Raw genomic sequence first — 15,562 nt, forward strand, 5'->3', positions numbered from 1 at the left:
TCAAGGACGGGGCTGCGCCCCAGTCCTTGCCGGAGGAGGGTGGGGCAGTAGTGCTGTCGCCGCCGCCGGGACCAATGCCAGGAGCAACCAGGGGACTGCCGGGGGGAGGTTCGTGTCCAGGAGGGTGCCTGTGGTGGCGCTGCCCAGGAGGACCATGAAGCCGGAGATCGAGGAGAGGGCGCCTGTGTAGAGGCCCAGTCTGTCGGTCTCGGCCAGGTCGGGGACCCAGGCCCGGGCCGCGGGGGCGACCAGCATCTGGCCCAGGGTCAGCAGGACCACGTAACCGGCCACGGGCAGGAGCCCCACCGTTCCCGTCCAGGCGGCCGGGCGGGCCGCGGCCACCACCGCGAACCCCGCCGAGATCAGCAACAGCCCCGTCACCATGGACCGGCGCAGGTCCAGGCGGTTGCCCGCCCAGCGTGTGACGGGCAGCTGGGTCGTCACGACCAGCAGCGAGGAGAGCGCGAACAGCCAGGCCAGCGGCGCCTGAGAGCCCGCCGCCCGCTCCACCTCGACGGGCAGCAGCTGGTACAGCTGGTTGTACGCGAGCAGATAGGCGCCGTACGCGCAGCACAGGGCCAGGAAGCGGCGGTTGCGTACCAGGCGGCGGAGTCCCCCACCCGTACGGATCTGCGCTCGGCCAGGAATGCGTTGCGGCAGCAGCCACGCGTGGCCCGCCAGGACGAGCACGAAGACCGCCGCCCCGGCGAGGCAGACCGTGCGGAAGTCCACGCCCAGCAGCAGCGCCCCGATGAACGGGCCGACGAACGCGCCCGCCTGCCCCGCCACGGTGAACAGCGCCAGTACATGGGTCCGCGGGCCCTCCCCCGCCTCCTCCCGGCACACCGCCTGCCGGGCCACCTCCGACTCGACCGCGGGTGAGAAGAGCGCCGCGGCGAAACCGATCAGGAGGACCGCCCCGATGACCGCCCAGGTGGCTTCCGCGTATCCGAGCCAGGCGAAGCCCGCGATCCGCAGGACGCAGCCGGCGAGCACCACCGGACGCACCCCGTACCGGTCCGCCAGCGCGCCGCCCACCACGAACAGGCCCTGCTGGCTGAAGGTCCGCAGCCCGAGGACCAGCCCGACCAGCCAGCCCGCCATGCCGATCGCCGTGCCCAGGTGTTCGGCGAGGAAGGGCAGGACCGCGAAGAAGCCGATGTTGAAGGCGAGCTGGGTGAGGACGAGCAGGCGCAGCAGCGGGGAGAGGGAGGTGAAGGTGCGGAGGGTGGTGAGGGGTCTCGCAGCCCTGGAGCGCGTTTTGGGTTCAGGCATGTCGTCGCCGGGCGCGTGCGCGTGGCGAGCGGGGCCGGCTGACGCCACCGGCCGTGACCGCGACGGCTCCCAGCAGGGCCAGCGCGGCGGCCGGTGCCAGTGACGCCCACGGCGCCCGTTCCGCGTACGGCTGGTTCTCGGACAGCAGCAGCCCCCACTCCGGGGACGGTGGCTGCGCGCCCAGACCGAGGAAGCCGAGGGCCGCGAGGGACAGGGCGATCCCGGGCAGGCGGAGCAGGGCGTGGCGCAGGACCGGGGGCAGGACGGCGGGGAGGAGTTCGTGGCGCAGGAGTTGGAGCGGGGTCGCGCCGAGGCCGCGGGTCGCCGCGAGGTGGGTGGTGGCCTTCTCCTGGCGGAGCAGGGCCGAGGTGTGGGCGGCCAGGGGCGCCCAGGCGACCGCGGTCACCGCGAGGGCCGGGGTGGCGGACCCGCTGCCCGCGACCGCGGTGACCAGGAGGGCCGCCAGGACCGGCGGGATCGCGTTGACCGTGTCGGCGAGCGGCCCGGAGAAGCGCGGCAGCAGCCCGAGGAGAACGCCCAGGAGCAGCGCGGCGGCGCTGACGGCGGCGGCCAGGGCGAGGGTGTCCAGTGCTCCGTGGCCGACCCGGGCCAGGACGTCGCGTCCCAGTGCGTCCGTGCCGAACGGGTGCGTCCAGGACGGGGGCCGGAGCCGGGCCGTGGTGTCCAGCTCAAGGGGGTCGCGGGTCAGGCCGAGCGCCACGACGGCGAGCAGCAGGCCCCCGTACAGCAGGGGCGGTGTGGTGGGGCGTGACGGTGTCGGGCGGTGCAGTGAGGGCAGTGCGCCGTCGCGCAGGGCCGGGCCGATCAGGAGGCGCGCGCCGAGGCGGGCGAGGCCGCCGACGGCCGCCGCCAGCACGACGAGGGCCAGGGTGCCGGCCTGGAGGACGGGCAGGTCCTGGGCCACCGCGGCCTGGAGGGAGAGCCGGCCGAGCCCCGGGATGTCGAAGATCTGTTCCACGGCCACCGCGCCGCCGGTCAGGCCGACGACGAAGAGTCCCAGGTTCGGCAGCAGGCCGGGGACGCAACGGCGCAGGGCCTGCCGTGCGACGGTACGGCCGTGGACTCCGCGCGCGGCGGCGGCCAGCGCCCATGGTTCGGCGAACGCGCCCGGCAGCAGGTCGTCGAGCATCCGTCCGAGCAGCGCGCCCGCGGGCAGGCCGAGCGCGAGGGCGGGCAGCACCATCCACCGGGGTCCGTACCAGCCGAGGGCGGGCAGCCAGCCGAGCTGTACGCCGACGACGGAGGCGAGCACCGAGGCGGTCAGGAAGTCGGGCAGGGTGGCCAGGAACGCCGAGCCGGTGCCCGCGGAGCGTCGTTCGTCGAGCCGTCGGCCGGCTCCGAGCCGCAGGGTCCGCGCGCACACCCCGGCCGCCGTGACCGCGGCGACGATCAGCGCCCCGCCCATCAGCAGCAGCGACACGCCGAGCGCCTGGAGGACGGACGGCATGACCTCCGCGCCGGAGATCCACGACCGGCCCGCGTCGCCGTGCAGCAGTCCGCCGAGCCAGTCGCCGAGCAGCCGCACCGGCCCGGCGTCCAGGCCGAGCTGCGCGCGGATCGCGTCCAGTACCTCGGGGGTCGCGGTGCGCTCGGCGGACCGCGCCCTGAGCACGGTGAGCGCCGGGTCCGTGCGCGAGAGCCATGGCAGCAGCCCTACGCCGCACAGCAGGACGGCGACGAGGACGGCGCGCCAGAGCAGCACGGGCGCCCCGCCCCGGAAGGTGTACCTGAGCGCGCGGGCCGCCTCGTTCACGTGCGCTTCCGCCCGTCAGCGTCGGGTGCCGACGCCGACGAGGCCGCGCTCGTACGGGTCGAGGAGCACGCCGCTGACGTCGGCGCCGACACCGGTGATGATCCGCTGGTGGACCAGCGGTACGACGGCGTCCGTGGCGAGGACCGCCGCCTCGGCGGTCATGGCGGCGTCCTGCCGCTCGGCGGTGTCGCCGACCGACTCGGCGTCGGAGACGGCTTTGTCGACCTTCTTGTCGCACAGGAGGGCCAGGTTGTAGCTGCCCTCGCAGGTGTGGTCGCTGGCGAGGATGGAGACCGGGTCGCCGGTGTCGAGCATGGTGTTGCGGGCGGACACGAACGCGTCGAACTTCCCGGCCAGCGCGTCGCTCTCCAGCCGCGAGTACTCGCGCACCTCCAGCTTCACCGTGAAGCCCGCCTTCTCCAGCTGCTGCTTGAGCACCTGGGCGACCTCGGGCAGCTCGGGCCGGTTGTCGTACGTGGCCACGGTGAGCGTCTTCCCGGCGGTGGAGCCCGCCGAGGCCCGGCCGGCCGGCTCGACGCGCTTGTCGGCCGCCCAGGTGAGGGCGGGCCCGTAGATGCCGGTTCCGGCGTCGGCGTACCCCTCGTAGACGCCCTTGGCGAGGGCGGAGGTGTCGATCGCCTCACGGGCGGCGGCCCGCGTCCTCGCGTCCTTGAACGCACCCGAGCTGGTGTTGAGCAGCAGGCTGGTCGTGCGGGTGGTGGCCGTCTCGCGACGGGTCGCCTTGTCCAGGGAGGCCGCCTGCGAGACGGGCACGGCCTCGGCGATGTCGGCCTCGCCGGTGCGCAGCGCATTGGTCCGGGCGGTGCCGTCGGCTATGAACTTCGCGTCGACGCCCGAGGCCTGGGCACGGCCGCCCCAGTAGTCGTCGAAGCGGTCGAGGGTGGCCGCGGTGGTGCCGGTCGTCCGGGTGAGTTCGAAGGGGCCCGTGGCGGTGCCGACGGGGCTGACGGTGTCCTTCTTCGCGTACGCCTTCGCCGAGAGGATCACCAGGCCGGGGCTGGACAGCCGCAGCGGCAGTGCCGGGTCGGGGTCGGCGGTGGTGACGCGCACCCGGCCGTCGTCCGCGGCCTCGGCGGTCAGTTCGACACCGGAGAGGGCGGCGGTCACGGGGTCGGCGTCCGCGGCGCGGGTGAGGGCCGCGGCGACGGCCTTCGGGGTGACCTCGGTGCCGTCCTGGAAGGCGGCGTCCCGCAGGGTGAACAGCCAGCCGCGGTCGTTCTCGCGGGTCCACGACTCGGCGAGCGCGGGAGCGGCGGCGCCGTTGGCGTCGAGTCGGGTCAGGCCCTCGGTGACGCCGAGCCTGCTGAGGAGGGTGGCGTCGGCGCCGTACGGGGAGAAGTTCTCGGCGGGCGGGAAGGCGAGCGCGACCTTCAGCCGGGCGCCCTCCGCGCCGCTGCCGGAGGACTCGTCGCCGCCGCCGGAGGCGAAGCAGCCGGTGAGCAGGGGCGCGAGGAGCAGTCCGGCGGCGAACCTGCGACGGCGTGGCAGAGGGAGCATGGTCACTTTCGTTCGGTGCGGGGTGCCTGATGCGAGCGGGCCGCGTCGTCGGGGCAGTCGTTTCGGGGCGGCCGTCAGGGCAGGGGGACTTCGAAGTGGATGATTCCCTGGCCGCCGCCCGGTTCCTCGCGCTCGTCGTGGACCGCCTTGCCCAGCGAACGCCAGAACGCCTCGGCGCCGGGCACCGACGGGTCGGTGTGCAGATAGGCGGCGCGATAACCGCCGTCGGCCGCCGCGAAGTCGAGCAGTCCCGCGACGAGCCGGCGGGCCAGACCCTGTCTGCGGTCCTCGGGGCGGACGTACACCCGGCGCAGCTGGGCGGTCTCGCCGGAGGGGTAGCGCTCGGCCACGTGGCGCGGGTTCGGCGGGTGGGCCGGGCCGCGGGCGTCGAGGGCGGCGGTCGCGGCCACCGTGCCGTCCCGCCGGTCGACCGCGACCAGCAGGGTGTGGCGGACGGGCGCGACGTAGGCACCGTGGAGGTCGATGATGTCCCGGTGCCAGCGAGGCACGTAGCCCGTGCCGAAGTCCCGGTACACGGTGTCGAGCATCACGGAGCGGGCGCCGTCGACGTCGTCGGGGGTCGCCGTTCTTATGCAGTAGTCGCGCACTTGCGCATCATATGCATTAAGGCGGTACGGGGATTGTCCGGGGCCGGTGGATCAGGACTGCACGGGGCCGCCCCGGGTCAGGCCGGTCCGCCGCCACGGCGCCTTCCACACGACCCAGACATGCCCGTCGGGGCCGTGGTGCACGTTCAGTCCGTCGACGACGGCGAGCAGCGGCAGGTTCTTGGCACCGGCCTGGTCACCGGCGTCCAGCGGGACCGCCACGTCGTCGGTGGCCGCGACGGTGATGCCCGAGGGGTCCGCCGTGAGGACGATCCGGCAGGTGTCGGCGGCGCTGCGCGCCAGCAGGCATCTGCTCGCGGAGCAGCCGGCGTCGAGGACCGGCGAGACGAACGACAGCGGGGCGTCGATGACCTGCGTCACCGCCACAGCGGCCGCCTGGGCCGCGAACTCCCCGTCCTGGCGCGCGAAATGGGCCGTGAACTCCATCTCCCGGACAGGCTCCATGAGCCCGTGCTCGGTGAGCAGCGCGGGCCCGTCCGAGGAAGCGCGTACCGGCGTTCCCACCACCAACCCTCCTTGGCCAGACAGTCGTACGAAGTGCGTGGTGCGGCCAGGGACTGGGGCAGCACGGTGACTGTACGTCGACAACACACCCATGAATAGGGCACGTTGAGCAAACACAAAGACCAAAAGTCAACGATTACAGCCGAAGTTCACTAGGTCGAGTGAACTAGATCTTGCGTTGAGCGCGGTATGGATGGTTCCGGCGCACTACGGGTAACAACCGAGATCGAATACGCCTGTCCCTGTACGAGGTGGAGCCGACATGCCACCCCAACCCCATGATCATGCCGCCGGACCAGCCGAGGGCTGTACCGAGCAACCCGGGCTCGCGGACGCGGCGGAGCCCGGGTCCGGGAGCGCGGCGAGGTTCCGCCCGCCCCCGGCGAATCCGTATGCGCACAGTTACCCGGGCCCCGGGTTCACCGTGGTCGAGGTGCTGGGCGAGATCGACATGGCGACGGCCGGCGCCCTGGGCGAGCATCTGGACGCCCTGACCTCGGACGGAGTTCCCCAGGTCGTGGTGGACCTCCGGGCGGTCGAGTTCTTCGACTGCTCGGGGCTGCGGGTGCTGTGCCGGGCCGAGCGCCGGGCCAGAGAGCACGGCGGCAGCCTCCGCCTGGTCTCCGACCAGGCCCGCATCCACCGCCTGTTACGCGCCTGCGGCCTCCTGGGCCGCTTCCCGCCCCTGGCGGAACTGCCTCCCGCGCCTCCTCCCGCCCCCGGGGACTGAGGAGATCTACCGGACCGTCCTCCCGAGCCGTTCGAGATAGGCGTCGAGCGCGGCCGAGCCCCGCAGCCGGGTCAGGCTCCGGCGGTGCAACTCCCGCTCGTGTCCGGCCAGTTCGGCCCGTACCCGCTCGGGGCTTCCACCGGTGCGCAGCTCGGCCAAGACCGGCGCGATGGCGGAGAAGGGGTGCTCGCCGCGCCTCAGGAGGGCGACGATCCTGGCCAGCCGGGCCTCGGACGCCGAGTAGGTGCGGTAACCGGTGGACCTCTCGCGGGTGGGCCGCAGCAGACCGCGGGCCTCCCACAGACGCAGCACGGGGGTCCGTACGCCGATGACGTCGGCCACCTCACCGATCCGCAGCCCGCCGCGGTCCGCCGCCGGGGTGTCGAGCGTGACCAGCGCGTCCAGGACACCCAGGACCTCGGCCAGTTCGCCCCGTTCCCGGTGGAGTTCGGCGTGGCTGGCGTCGAGTACGGCGAGGGCGGTCTCCAGGTCGTCGCCGTGCACCGCGCGCATGACGGCCCCGGCCGTCGGCCAGCCGTGCCCGGCGGCGAGCGCGCGGGCGGCCGTGAGCGCGTCGGCGTGCACGGCCGTGAACACGCGGTAGCCGCTGTCCGTGCGTTCCACGGGCGGCAGCAGGCCCGTCTCCACGTAGTTGCGCACCTGCTGGGTCGAGATGCCGGCCGCCCGTGCCAGATCGACGGCCCGGAGTCTGTCACCCACCCCGGCTCCTCACACTCGCTCCGCCACCACCGGTTGAGGGTTTCAGAGTACGACGCCCTTTGGAACAGGCCGTTCGCCGGCCCAAGTCTCACAAAGCAATTCAATGGAACGATTGAAGGCAGATCGACAGCGGATCGAAGACAACGGTTGAAGACAACAGTTGAAGGCCCAGGCAATCCCGAAGAGGAGAGCGCCCGAATGAAGTTCACTCTCGAAGTCGACATGGCAGCCACCGGTTGGGAGGGGAACGCGGTCCAGGAACTGGAGCGGATCCTGCGCTACTGGGGCGGGAACCTCCGGCACTACGAGCTGAAACCCGGTGACGGGTCGGCCCTCCACGACTCCGGACATCGCGAGGTCGGAACCTGGAGCGTCACCGCCCCGCGGTGACACCGGACACGCCAGAACCGGCGGAGAGACGGCCCCACTCCGTCTCTCCGCCGGCCCCTGTTGCGAGGTCACGCGGTACTCCGCGACGGGACTCGCACTCCCCATCCGCTTACGCGGGCCTCCGTCGACGCACTCGGAGAACCACGCGACCCCGGCCCTTTCAGTACGTGAAGACGGTCGTCCCGTAGGAGTTCTTCACGCACTCGTTGGAGAAGGTGCGCTCGTACGAGATCCGCTTGCCCTGCCAGACGCCGTCGACCGTGACGACGACGGGGTCGTACTCACGGGTGCACAGGACGTCGGATCTGGTCGGCAGGGCGTTGAGGTCCCCGCCCGCCGAACGCAGTTCGGCGCAGGCGGAGAACGCGGCCGGGTGGGTTCCCGAGGCCGTCGGCGCACAGTTCAGGGTGACCGCGCGTTCAGGTGTGGCTTCGGCCGCGATCTCCCCGTGGCCCGTGGTGAACACCAGGGACGAGGGGGCGTAGAGCGCGGTCGGCGATGAGGCGGCGAGGGCGGTCCCGGCCAGGGGACCGCAGACGGCGGTGGCCGTCAGGGTGATCGTCGCTGCCCAGCGCGCGGTGTTCGGCATTGTGTGCATCCTTCCGCTCGGTCGAACGCCGCACCGGCTCGGTGTTGCCGGTGCGGCGAGCGCGAGTCTGCCGATTCCGCGGCGGAAACACACCTCGACCCCACGCGTTTCAGTAACCTTGCGTATTGAATCAGTGGCGTGAAGTGACGGAAATCGAACACGCCCCCCTTGGAACTGAGCGGCGCCAGGTCGCTGCGGAGACCCGCTGGCCGGATATCCCCTGCTCAGCAATAGGCCTGAAACATTCCGCTTCGAGCTGGGCGCACACCTCTTGCGTCTCACTGTGAGGCGAGTAATCGTCATTACATGATTACAGCCGAACAGCACGAGAAATTGCGCGGCTGGTTCGCCGGCCGCCTGCCCGACGACCTCTTCGAGAGCCTCGGCGAGGTCACCGCCGACCGCGAGGAGATCACCGTCGTCGGCCGCATCCCCGAACCCCGGCTCGCAGAGGGCGCCTCGGACGCCGAACGGGAGGCCGCGATCGGCTCCCGGATCCAGGAGTTCCGCGAGCGCACCCGTGACGCCCGCGTGGCCGTCGCCCGGGACGCCGAGCACCGATTCCAGAAGAAGGTCTCGTGGGGCGTCGAGTGCGGGAGCGAGCGCGCCCTGTTCACGCATGTCGCGGCGCCCGTCATGACCCGGCTGCGCCAGCCGCAGCGCCAGGTGCTCGACACGCTGATCGCCGCCGGGGTCGCCCGCAGCCGCAGCGACGCCCTCGCCTGGTGCGTACGCCTCGTCGAGCGCCACACGGACGACTGGCTCAGCGAGCTGCGGGACTCCCTGGAGCAGGTGCAGCGGGTCCGCGCGCAGGGCCCCGACGGACCGGCACCGGAGGACAAGCCGACCGCCACCGCCACGGACGACGACAGCTGACCCGGACCGCGGCCGGCGGCCAGCGGCCAGCGACCAGCGACCAGCGACCAGCGACCAGCGACCAGCGACCAGCGAGGGTACGCGGGATACGCCGAGGGCGGATGGAGCATTCCTCCACCCCGGGCCGTAAAGATGGACGGTTCATCCACTGGTGCGGCCCTCGGTGTGCCCCATAGCTTCGGCAGACCACCGCACCAGGGGACGGCTTCCCCGCGCCGCGCGCACCCCCGCGCGGCGACACGCCGTCCCGTCAGCCGCGTCACCACGCGCTCCCCCGCCCAGCCCGCCAGGGCCGGTCCTTCGCTGGAGCCCCTCCTTGTCCCAGAACTCCCCGCTCGCCCCGGCCTCCCCCGTCACGCCGCCGCCGTCGCTCACCGAGGTCGAGCCGTACGGTGTCGAGCGGATCCCCGACGCGGACCGCAGTGCGAGCCCGCTCGACCTCTTCCGGCTCGCCTTCGGCGGGGCCAACACCTTCTCCACCTGCGTCCTCGGCGCGTTCCCCATCCTCTTCGGGCTCTCCTTCTGGCAGGGACTCGCGGCGACGCTCCTCGGAGTGCTGGCGGGCGCGCTGATCCTCTGCCCGATGGCGGTGTTCGGACCGGTCAACGGCACGAACAACGCCGTCTCCTCCTCGGCCCACCTCGGTGTGCACGGCCGGGTCGTCGGCTCGTTCCTGTCGCTGCTCACGGCGATCGCGTTCTTCTCGATCTCGGTGTGGAGCTCCGGGGACGCCCTGGTCGGCGGCGCGCACCGGCTCTTCGGCCTGGAGCGCAGCAACGTGTCGTACGTCGTCGCGTACGCGCTGTTCGCCGTACTGGTCCTCGCGGTGTGCGTGTACGGGTTCCGCTTCATGCTGTTCGTCAACAAGGTCGCGGTGGCCTCGGCGACCGTGCTGTTCCTGCTCGGCCTCGCGGCCTTCGCCGGGGACTTCGACCCGTCGTACGCGGGCATCTTCACGGCGTCGGCGGACGCGGCGACGCAGGATCTGTTCTGGCCTTCGTTCATCGGCTCCGCGCTGATCGTGCTGTCGAACCCGGTGTCCTTCGGGGCGTTCCTCGGCGACTGGTCGCGCTACATCCCGGCGAGCACCCCGCGCCGCCGGGTGGTCGGGGCCGCGTTCCTGTCGCAGATCGCGACCCTGCTGCCGTTCGTCTTCGGCCTCGCGACGGCGAGCATCATCGCGGCCAAGGCTCCGGAGTACGTCGATCCGGCGACCCCGAACTTCGTCGGTGGGCTGCTGGCCATCTCGCCGAGCTGGTTCTTCCTGCCGGTGTGCCTGCTCGCGCTGATCGGCGGCATGGCGACGGGCACGACCGCGCTGTACGGCACCGGGCTCGACTTCTCCTCCGTGTTCCCGCGGCTGTCGCGGGTGCAGGCGACGGTGCTGGTGGGTGTGCTGTCGATCGCGTTCATCTTCGTGGGCAGGTTCGGCTTCGACCTCGTCCAGAGCATCTCGACATTCGCGACGATGATCATCACGTGTACGACGCCGTGGATGGTCGTGATGATGCTGGGCTTCCTCACCCGTCGCGGCTGGTACGACCCGGACGCGCTCCAGGTCTTCAACCGGCGCCAGCGCGGCGGCCGTTACTGGTTCACGCACGGCTGGAACTGGCGCGGCATGACAGCCTGGTGGGTCTCCGCGCTGCTCGGTGTCCTCTTCACGAACATCCCCGGCCAGTTCGTGGGACCGCTCGGTGATCTGGCCGGCGGGGTCGACATCGGACTGCCGATCTCCCTGGCCGTCGCGGCGGTCCTGTTCCTGGGCCTGCTGTGGTTCTTCCCCGAGCCGAGGGCGGCGTACGGTCCGCAGGGCGCGCGGCTGGTCCGCACGGTGGACGTGCCGGTGCCGCCGATCACGGGACCGGGCACGGAGGACGGAGCCGGGCCAGGTCACGGCGCCACAGCCACGGCGGACCGTGGTCCGGTGGCGACCGACGGCTGACGGCTTGCGGCTGACGACTCCTGGAGCCGGGCCCGCGCGGCTCCCGAGCGCCCCGTACCCCGTCGCCCCGTACCCCTGACAGCGAAATCCGGACAGCTCCTGCGTCAGGGGGGCTGCCCGGGAACGCGGTCTTCGTAGACTGCCCCGCCATGGGAGAGATCTACGGACTGGGCGAGATCACCTGTCCGTCCGGTCAGTTGGTGATCGTCGACGGCGGTCATCTGGGCATGTGGAGCGGAGAGGGTTCACCGGCGCTGGTGGACCCGGGAGCGTTCGGCGTCCAGGAACCGGCGGTCGCCGCCGATGTGGGCGCGGCGACCGACTTCCTGATCACCGGGCCCGACGCCGACACCGCGGCCCACTCCTTCGGCAGGCAGCCCGGCCTGACGCTCCACGACATCCCGGCGTCCGGGGCCGCGCACCTGGTCGAGCTCTTCGGCGCGCACTGCCGGGAGCAGGGCCTCGACGCCGCGCTCGAAGCCCGCGCCGAACGGGTGCCGCACCGGGAGCGGGTACGCCGGTGCGCGGAGCGCGGCGGAGGCTGCTTCCTGATGAACGGCGTACCGGTCGTGGCCCTCGGCGGATTACCCGGGGACCGCCCGCTGCCGGTCCTCGCGACGGACAGCGGCATCGTGATCCCCGTGGACCCCTCCCCCGCCGTCGCCGCCGTCAAGTCCCTGGAACTCGGGGAGATCCGCGTCGACTGGGCCCGGCTGTTCTTCGGCGACGCCGACGCGCTGAGCGCCTGGCGGCACGACGATCCCGTCGACGGGCTGGCCGATGTCGCGTTCTGGGGTGCCGCCGAGGCCGACGCCGCCGACGAGTTCGCCGCTCCCGATCTGGGCGGGCCCGGCGAGAAGGGTGTGAAGGGCTGGACGGGACTGCCGGTGCCGGACGCGATGCGGCTGGCCACCGCGCTCTTCGACTGGAAGGACGCGGACCCGCGCAGGCGCCTGGTGGTGGACTTCCGCCCGCACTCCCACCACTGGCAGATCATGCGAGCCGTCCGCGCCTCCCCACTGGACTCGGGCACCGTACAGGTCGGCGGCGCGCAGATGCTGTGCGCGATGACGGGCCAGGGCGACGGCTGGTTCCCGGTCACGGCGGACCTGTCCCCGACGGGCCACCTGGTGTCGATACGGGTGTCGTTCCCGGCGTGAGCGTGCCGTCCCCGTGCTGGACGGATCTTGTTCCGCTCGTCAGGATCGTTGCGGGGTGCGGGACCGGACCGTACGGGGCCGGGTATCGGATGCAGGGTGAGAGGCGGAGTGTGCGGATGACGAAGCACTGGGCGGACTTCCAGTACGAGATCTATCTCAACGGGATGACGGGGGCGGTGCCCCGGCTGCCCACCGATCTGACCCGGCTGGAGGAGCTGACCGAGCAGCGGCTGGGGCCCGGTCCGGTGGGCTATGTGGCGGGCAGCGCGGGCAACGGCAGTACGGCACGGGCGAACCGGGCCGCGCTGGAGCGCCGCCGGATCGTGCCGCGCATGCTGCGGGACGTCCACGAACGCGATCTGTCCGTCGAGGTGCTGGGCCGCCCGCTGCCCGCGCCCCTCGCCCTCGCACCGGTCGGTGTCCTGTCGATCATGCATCCGGACGCCGAGTCGGCGGCGGCACGGGCCGCCGCCGCACAGGGCGTTCCGTTCATCCTGTCGTCCGCCTCCAGCACGCCGATGGAGCAGGTCGCGGAGGCGATGGGCGACGGGGAACGCTGGTTCCAGCTGTACTGGGCGAAGGACCGCGAGGTCACGAGGAGTTTCCTGGACCGGGCGAAGGCCTCCGGGTTCACCGCGCTGTTCGTCACGCTGGACACGCCCCTGCTGGCCTGGCGGCCCCGCGACCTGGACCAGGCGTATCTGCCGTTCCTGCACGGCGTGGGCACCGCCAACTACTTCTCCGATCCCGCGTTCCAGGCAGGTCTGGCCAAGCCCGTGCACGAGGACCCGAACGCGGCCGTCATGCACTTCGTCGGGATGTTCGCGGATCCCGCGAAGACCTGGCCCGACCTGGAGTTCCTGCGGGAGAACTGGGACGGCCCCATCGTCCTGAAGGGCGTCCTGCACCCCGACGACGCCCGGCGGGCCGTCAACGCCGGGATGGACGGCGTGGTCGTCTCCAACCACGGCGGACGTCAGGTGGCCGGTGCCGTCGCCGCCGCCGACGCGCTGCCCAGGGTGGTCGAAGCCGCCGGGGACCGGCTGACCGTCTTCTTCGACAGCGGCATCCGCACGGGCGACGACATCTTCAAGGCACTGGCGCTGGGCGCCGAGGCGGTGCTCGTCGGGCGTCCGTACGCCTACGGGCTCGGCCTCGACGGCCAGGCCGGCGTCGAGCATGTCATCCGCTGTCTGCTGGCCGAACTCGACCTCACGCTCGCCCTGTCGGGACACGCCGGGCCGGGTGACCTCGGCCCCGACGACCTGGAGGAGGAGACCGCCTGACCCGGGCCAGGGCCACGAAGCCGTCCGCCGCCCCGCGGAACCCGCCGGTCACAGACCGAGGACGGTGACCGACCTCGCCAGCAGGAGGGGCAGCGGTCCGGCGGGAGGCGGGCCGGAGTCGTCGACCGTGGTGGCCCGGCGCTCCGCGTAGGGACTCGCCGCGGAGGGGGTCGGCTCCGCCCCCTCGGCCGACCGGTCCGGTCCGTCCGCTTCCGACGTACCCGGCTCGGCGTCGCACCTCGCCTCGGCGCACTCGGACCCCGAGCCGTCCCCGGCCCCGGAGTCGGAGCCGATCCGCGTGTCCGTGGCGGACCGGTCGGCGGTCGGCTCGCCGGACGGCGCGTCCGTTCCCGCTATCGACAGCGACTCGGGTGTCGCCCTGGTGTTGTCGGTGAGCCAGCGCTGGTCGTCGCTGCGGTCGCGGATCTTCACCACCACCTCCGCCTCGACCTCGTCCGCGGCGGGCGCGACGGCCAGCTGCGCCTGCCAGCGGGGCAGCAACTCGCCCCGCACGGTGAGGTCGTAGCGCACGTCGTCGCCCCTCTTGGCGGACGCGGCGACGCAGTTGCCCAGCACGACCACGCCGGCGTCCACATGGGAGTCCAGGCACAGGTCGGGGTCGGCGACGCTGCGCAGGAGGCCGTCCTTCTCGTACGACCACTTCTGCGTCGCGACGGCCGAGCACGTGTCCAGTTCGGCGCCCGCGCCGGCCTTCGCCCTGCCGCCCTTGATGTCGAGGCAGAGGTCGGCGGCGAGGTTGCGCAGCCGGGTCCTGATGGGCCCGGTGGGGAGGCCCGCCGAGTCGGGCGGGGAGGACGACCTGGCGGGCGGTGCCTGTCCGCCGGGGGAGAGACTGGCGGACGCGCCGGCGGTGGCCGACGGGTCGGCGCCGTCGTCGTCCTGCGACCACAGGCTCGTGACCAGCACGGTCGTGAGGACGGCCACCGAGACCAGGCCCGCTCCGGCGAGGAGTGCCTTCGAGTGCCGCGGGCCCGGGGAGGAGTGCCGCCCCTGCCGGGCGGAGCGCTGGGACCGCGGACGGGGACGGCCGCCGCCGCCCGCGCGTCTGCCGGTGTGCCGGACGGCCCGGACCGCCGAACGACCGCCGCTCGGCCGCGATTCGAGATATCGGCGGGCGCCCCAGCCGAGCACGCCTTCGGCGAGCAGTCCGCCGAGACCGCCCTCGAAATGGCTCAGTTGCTCGGCCGCGTAACGGCAGAAACGGCATGCCAGCAGATGCTGCTGCACATCGGGGAGCAAGGCGCCGCCCCGCCGAATCGGAACGTCCAGGAGACGGTTGTAGTAGCGGCAATCCTTGTTCGGCGCGAGTTCACGATGGGCCCGTACACAGCCTTCGCGGAATTTCTCGCGAGCCTGCTCAAGCGCCGCCGACGCGTTGTCGACATCCATGCCCAGCAGACCGGCCGGTACGGATATGTGCTCGGCCTCGACCTCGGTGTGCCAGAGCACGCACTGGGCGAGTCCCGGGAGAGCCTGGAAAGAACGTTCCGCGAGCTTGCGGTTTTCCGGCGTCATGGACTTCGTCACGCGCATACCGCGACCGCCGGCCGGTTTCCCGAGATCCGGAAGGGCCTCGGATATACGGTCCTCCGCGGACCACACCTTGATGATGTCCCGTACGGCCACCAGGAGCTGGGGGCGCAGGGCCGCGGCGGACCCGGCGCGCCGGAGGCGTTCCAGCACCTGCTGGAAGGCGGCGGCGGTGACCATCGAGGCGACGTCCGCCGAGGAGGCGAGGCAGATGACCGCGTAGTCGTGCGTCGACTGCCAGTGCCGCGCGAGCAGGAGCGCGACGGGGTGGGACAGTTCGCCCTCCGGCTGTGCCCTGAGGAGGGCCGCGAGGCTCTCGTCGGATTCTCCGGGGGCGGCACCGGAGACGGGCGGATACGGCGGACGAGGCGGGTGGGGGGTGTGCACTGAGCGGTTTCCTTCCAAGGCACAAGGTCGCACACAGGAGTTCTGACCGCCGAAAAGGAGCTCCTGTTGGTGCGTACCTTTCGGGCTTGGCGCACGGAAAGCGGCCGGGACGTCTTCCACCCGGCATCCGCCGACCGCGAGCCTTTCGGGCCCGGCGGCACGTTGAAATCCCGAACGGTGAATCAGACCTGGCCATTGGCCATGGGCGAGGAAGTTCACCCTTGCACA

14 protein-coding genes are annotated in these 15,562 nt (G+C 72.3%); 6 read left to right on the forward strand and 8 right to left on the reverse strand.

Features of this window, described 5'->3' with window-relative positions; translation table 11 throughout:
• The 5 genes from ACZ60E_RS39230 to ACZ60E_RS39250 all read right to left on the reverse strand — a co-directional run bounded on the left by ACZ60E_RS39230 (window position 1) and on the right by ACZ60E_RS39250 (window position 5,703).
• Window positions 1-1,275 (reverse strand): MDR family MFS transporter, encoded by a 1,275-nt coding sequence (locus tag ACZ60E_RS39230; protein WP_469446838.1) that lies wholly within the window; start codon window positions 1,273-1,275, stop codon window positions 1-3.
• Window positions 1,268-2,998 carry an ABC transporter permease subunit gene (locus tag ACZ60E_RS39235; protein WP_469446969.1) on the reverse strand — a complete coding sequence of 577 codons (1,731 nt, stop codon included), beginning with the start codon at window positions 2,996-2,998 and terminating at the stop codon, window positions 1,268-1,270. The genes ACZ60E_RS39230 and ACZ60E_RS39235 overlap by 8 nt, the downstream gene beginning before the upstream one ends.
• 66 nt (window positions 2,999-3,064) lie before the next feature.
• Window positions 3,065-4,567: an ABC transporter substrate-binding protein gene (locus ACZ60E_RS39240; RefSeq protein WP_469446840.1), complete on the reverse strand. Its 1,503-nt coding sequence runs from the start codon at window positions 4,565-4,567 to the stop codon at window positions 3,065-3,067.
• Window positions 4,568-4,641: 74 nt separating this feature from the next.
• Window positions 4,642-5,175 (reverse strand): GNAT family N-acetyltransferase, encoded by a 534-nt coding sequence (locus ACZ60E_RS39245; protein WP_384801855.1) that lies wholly within the window; start codon window positions 5,173-5,175, stop codon window positions 4,642-4,644.
• Between the two features lie 51 nt (window positions 5,176-5,226).
• Window positions 5,227-5,703 carry a hypothetical protein gene (locus tag ACZ60E_RS39250; RefSeq protein WP_469446843.1) on the reverse strand — a complete coding sequence of 159 codons (477 nt, stop codon included), beginning with the start codon at window positions 5,701-5,703 and terminating at the stop codon, window positions 5,227-5,229.
• A gap of 259 nt (window positions 5,704-5,962) precedes the next feature.
• Between ACZ60E_RS39250 and ACZ60E_RS39255 the strand changes: the two genes are divergently transcribed.
• Window positions 5,963-6,430, forward strand: coding sequence for an STAS domain-containing protein (locus ACZ60E_RS39255; RefSeq protein WP_469446846.1), 468 nt, complete (start codon window positions 5,963-5,965; stop codon window positions 6,428-6,430).
• Window positions 6,431-6,436: 6 nt separating this feature from the next.
• Here the strand turns inward: ACZ60E_RS39255 and ACZ60E_RS39260 are convergent, their stop codons facing one another.
• Entirely contained in the window at window positions 6,437-7,150 is a 714-nt protein-coding gene (locus ACZ60E_RS39260; protein ID WP_469446848.1) for a MerR family transcriptional regulator, read from the reverse strand.
• Between the two features lie 198 nt (window positions 7,151-7,348).
• Here ACZ60E_RS39260 and ACZ60E_RS39265 point away from each other — a divergent pair, with 198 nt between their 5' ends.
• Entirely contained in the window at window positions 7,349-7,540 is a 192-nt protein-coding gene (locus ACZ60E_RS39265) for a hypothetical protein (RefSeq protein ID WP_469446850.1), read from the forward strand.
• A gap of 160 nt (window positions 7,541-7,700) precedes the next feature.
• Here ACZ60E_RS39265 and ACZ60E_RS39270 read toward each other — a convergent pair whose 3' ends face one another.
• The gene (locus ACZ60E_RS39270) at window positions 7,701-8,129 is read right to left on the reverse strand and encodes a protease inhibitor (protein ID WP_384801870.1); all 429 of its coding nucleotides are present in this window, start codon (window positions 8,127-8,129) and stop codon (window positions 7,701-7,703) included.
• Window positions 8,130-8,435: 306 nt separating this feature from the next.
• Between ACZ60E_RS39270 and ACZ60E_RS39275 the strand changes: the two genes are divergently transcribed.
• The 4 genes from ACZ60E_RS39275 to ACZ60E_RS39290 all read left to right on the forward strand — a co-directional run bounded on the left by ACZ60E_RS39275 (window position 8,436) and on the right by ACZ60E_RS39290 (window position 13,396).
• Window positions 8,436-9,005 (forward strand): hypothetical protein, encoded by a 570-nt coding sequence (locus ACZ60E_RS39275; protein WP_469446852.1) that lies wholly within the window; start codon window positions 8,436-8,438, stop codon window positions 9,003-9,005.
• A gap of 316 nt (window positions 9,006-9,321) precedes the next feature.
• Window positions 9,322-10,950, forward strand: coding sequence for a purine-cytosine permease family protein (locus ACZ60E_RS39280; RefSeq protein ID WP_469446854.1), 1,629 nt, complete (start codon window positions 9,322-9,324; stop codon window positions 10,948-10,950).
• A 149-nt stretch (window positions 10,951-11,099) separates the two neighbouring features.
• Window positions 11,100-12,110: a hypothetical protein gene (locus tag ACZ60E_RS39285; protein ID WP_469446856.1), complete on the forward strand. Its 1,011-nt coding sequence runs from the start codon at window positions 11,100-11,102 to the stop codon at window positions 12,108-12,110.
• Between the two features lie 116 nt (window positions 12,111-12,226).
• Window positions 12,227-13,396 carry a lactate 2-monooxygenase gene (locus ACZ60E_RS39290; RefSeq protein ID WP_469446857.1) on the forward strand — a complete coding sequence of 390 codons (1,170 nt, stop codon included), beginning with the start codon at window positions 12,227-12,229 and terminating at the stop codon, window positions 13,394-13,396.
• 48 nt (window positions 13,397-13,444) lie between these two features.
• Here the strand turns inward: ACZ60E_RS39290 and ACZ60E_RS39295 are convergent, their stop codons facing one another.
• Entirely contained in the window at window positions 13,445-15,334 is a 1,890-nt protein-coding gene (locus ACZ60E_RS39295) for an RICIN domain-containing protein (RefSeq protein WP_469446859.1), read from the reverse strand.
• Between the last annotated feature and the right edge of the window lie 228 nt (window positions 15,335-15,562).

Source organism: Streptomyces sp. NPDC102514 (genome assembly GCF_055584525.1).

Bases quoted from the DNA above. Each gene is read 5' to 3' on its own strand.
- ACZ60E_RS39240 (WP_469446840.1), bottom strand. From the start codon at position 4,567: ATGCTCCCTCTGCCACGCCGTCGCAGGTTCGCCGCCGGACTGCTCCTC.
- ACZ60E_RS39230 (WP_469446838.1), bottom strand. From the start codon at position 1,275: ATGCCTGAACCCAAAACGCGCTCCAGGGCTGCGAGACCCCTCACCACC.
- ACZ60E_RS39285 (WP_469446856.1), top strand. From the start codon at position 11,100: ATGGGAGAGATCTACGGACTGGGCGAGATCACCTGTCCGTCCGGTCAG.
- ACZ60E_RS39255 (WP_469446846.1), top strand. From the start codon at position 5,963: ATGCCACCCCAACCCCATGATCATGCCGCCGGACCAGCCGAGGGCTGT.
- ACZ60E_RS39290 (WP_469446857.1), top strand. From the start codon at position 12,227: ATGACGAAGCACTGGGCGGACTTCCAGTACGAGATCTATCTCAACGGG.
- ACZ60E_RS39270 (WP_384801870.1), bottom strand. From the start codon at position 8,129: ATGCCGAACACCGCGCGCTGGGCAGCGACGATCACCCTGACGGCCACC.
- ACZ60E_RS39265 (WP_469446850.1), top strand. From the start codon at position 7,349: ATGAAGTTCACTCTCGAAGTCGACATGGCAGCCACCGGTTGGGAGGGG.
- ACZ60E_RS39275 (WP_469446852.1), top strand. From the start codon at position 8,436: ATGATTACAGCCGAACAGCACGAGAAATTGCGCGGCTGGTTCGCCGGC.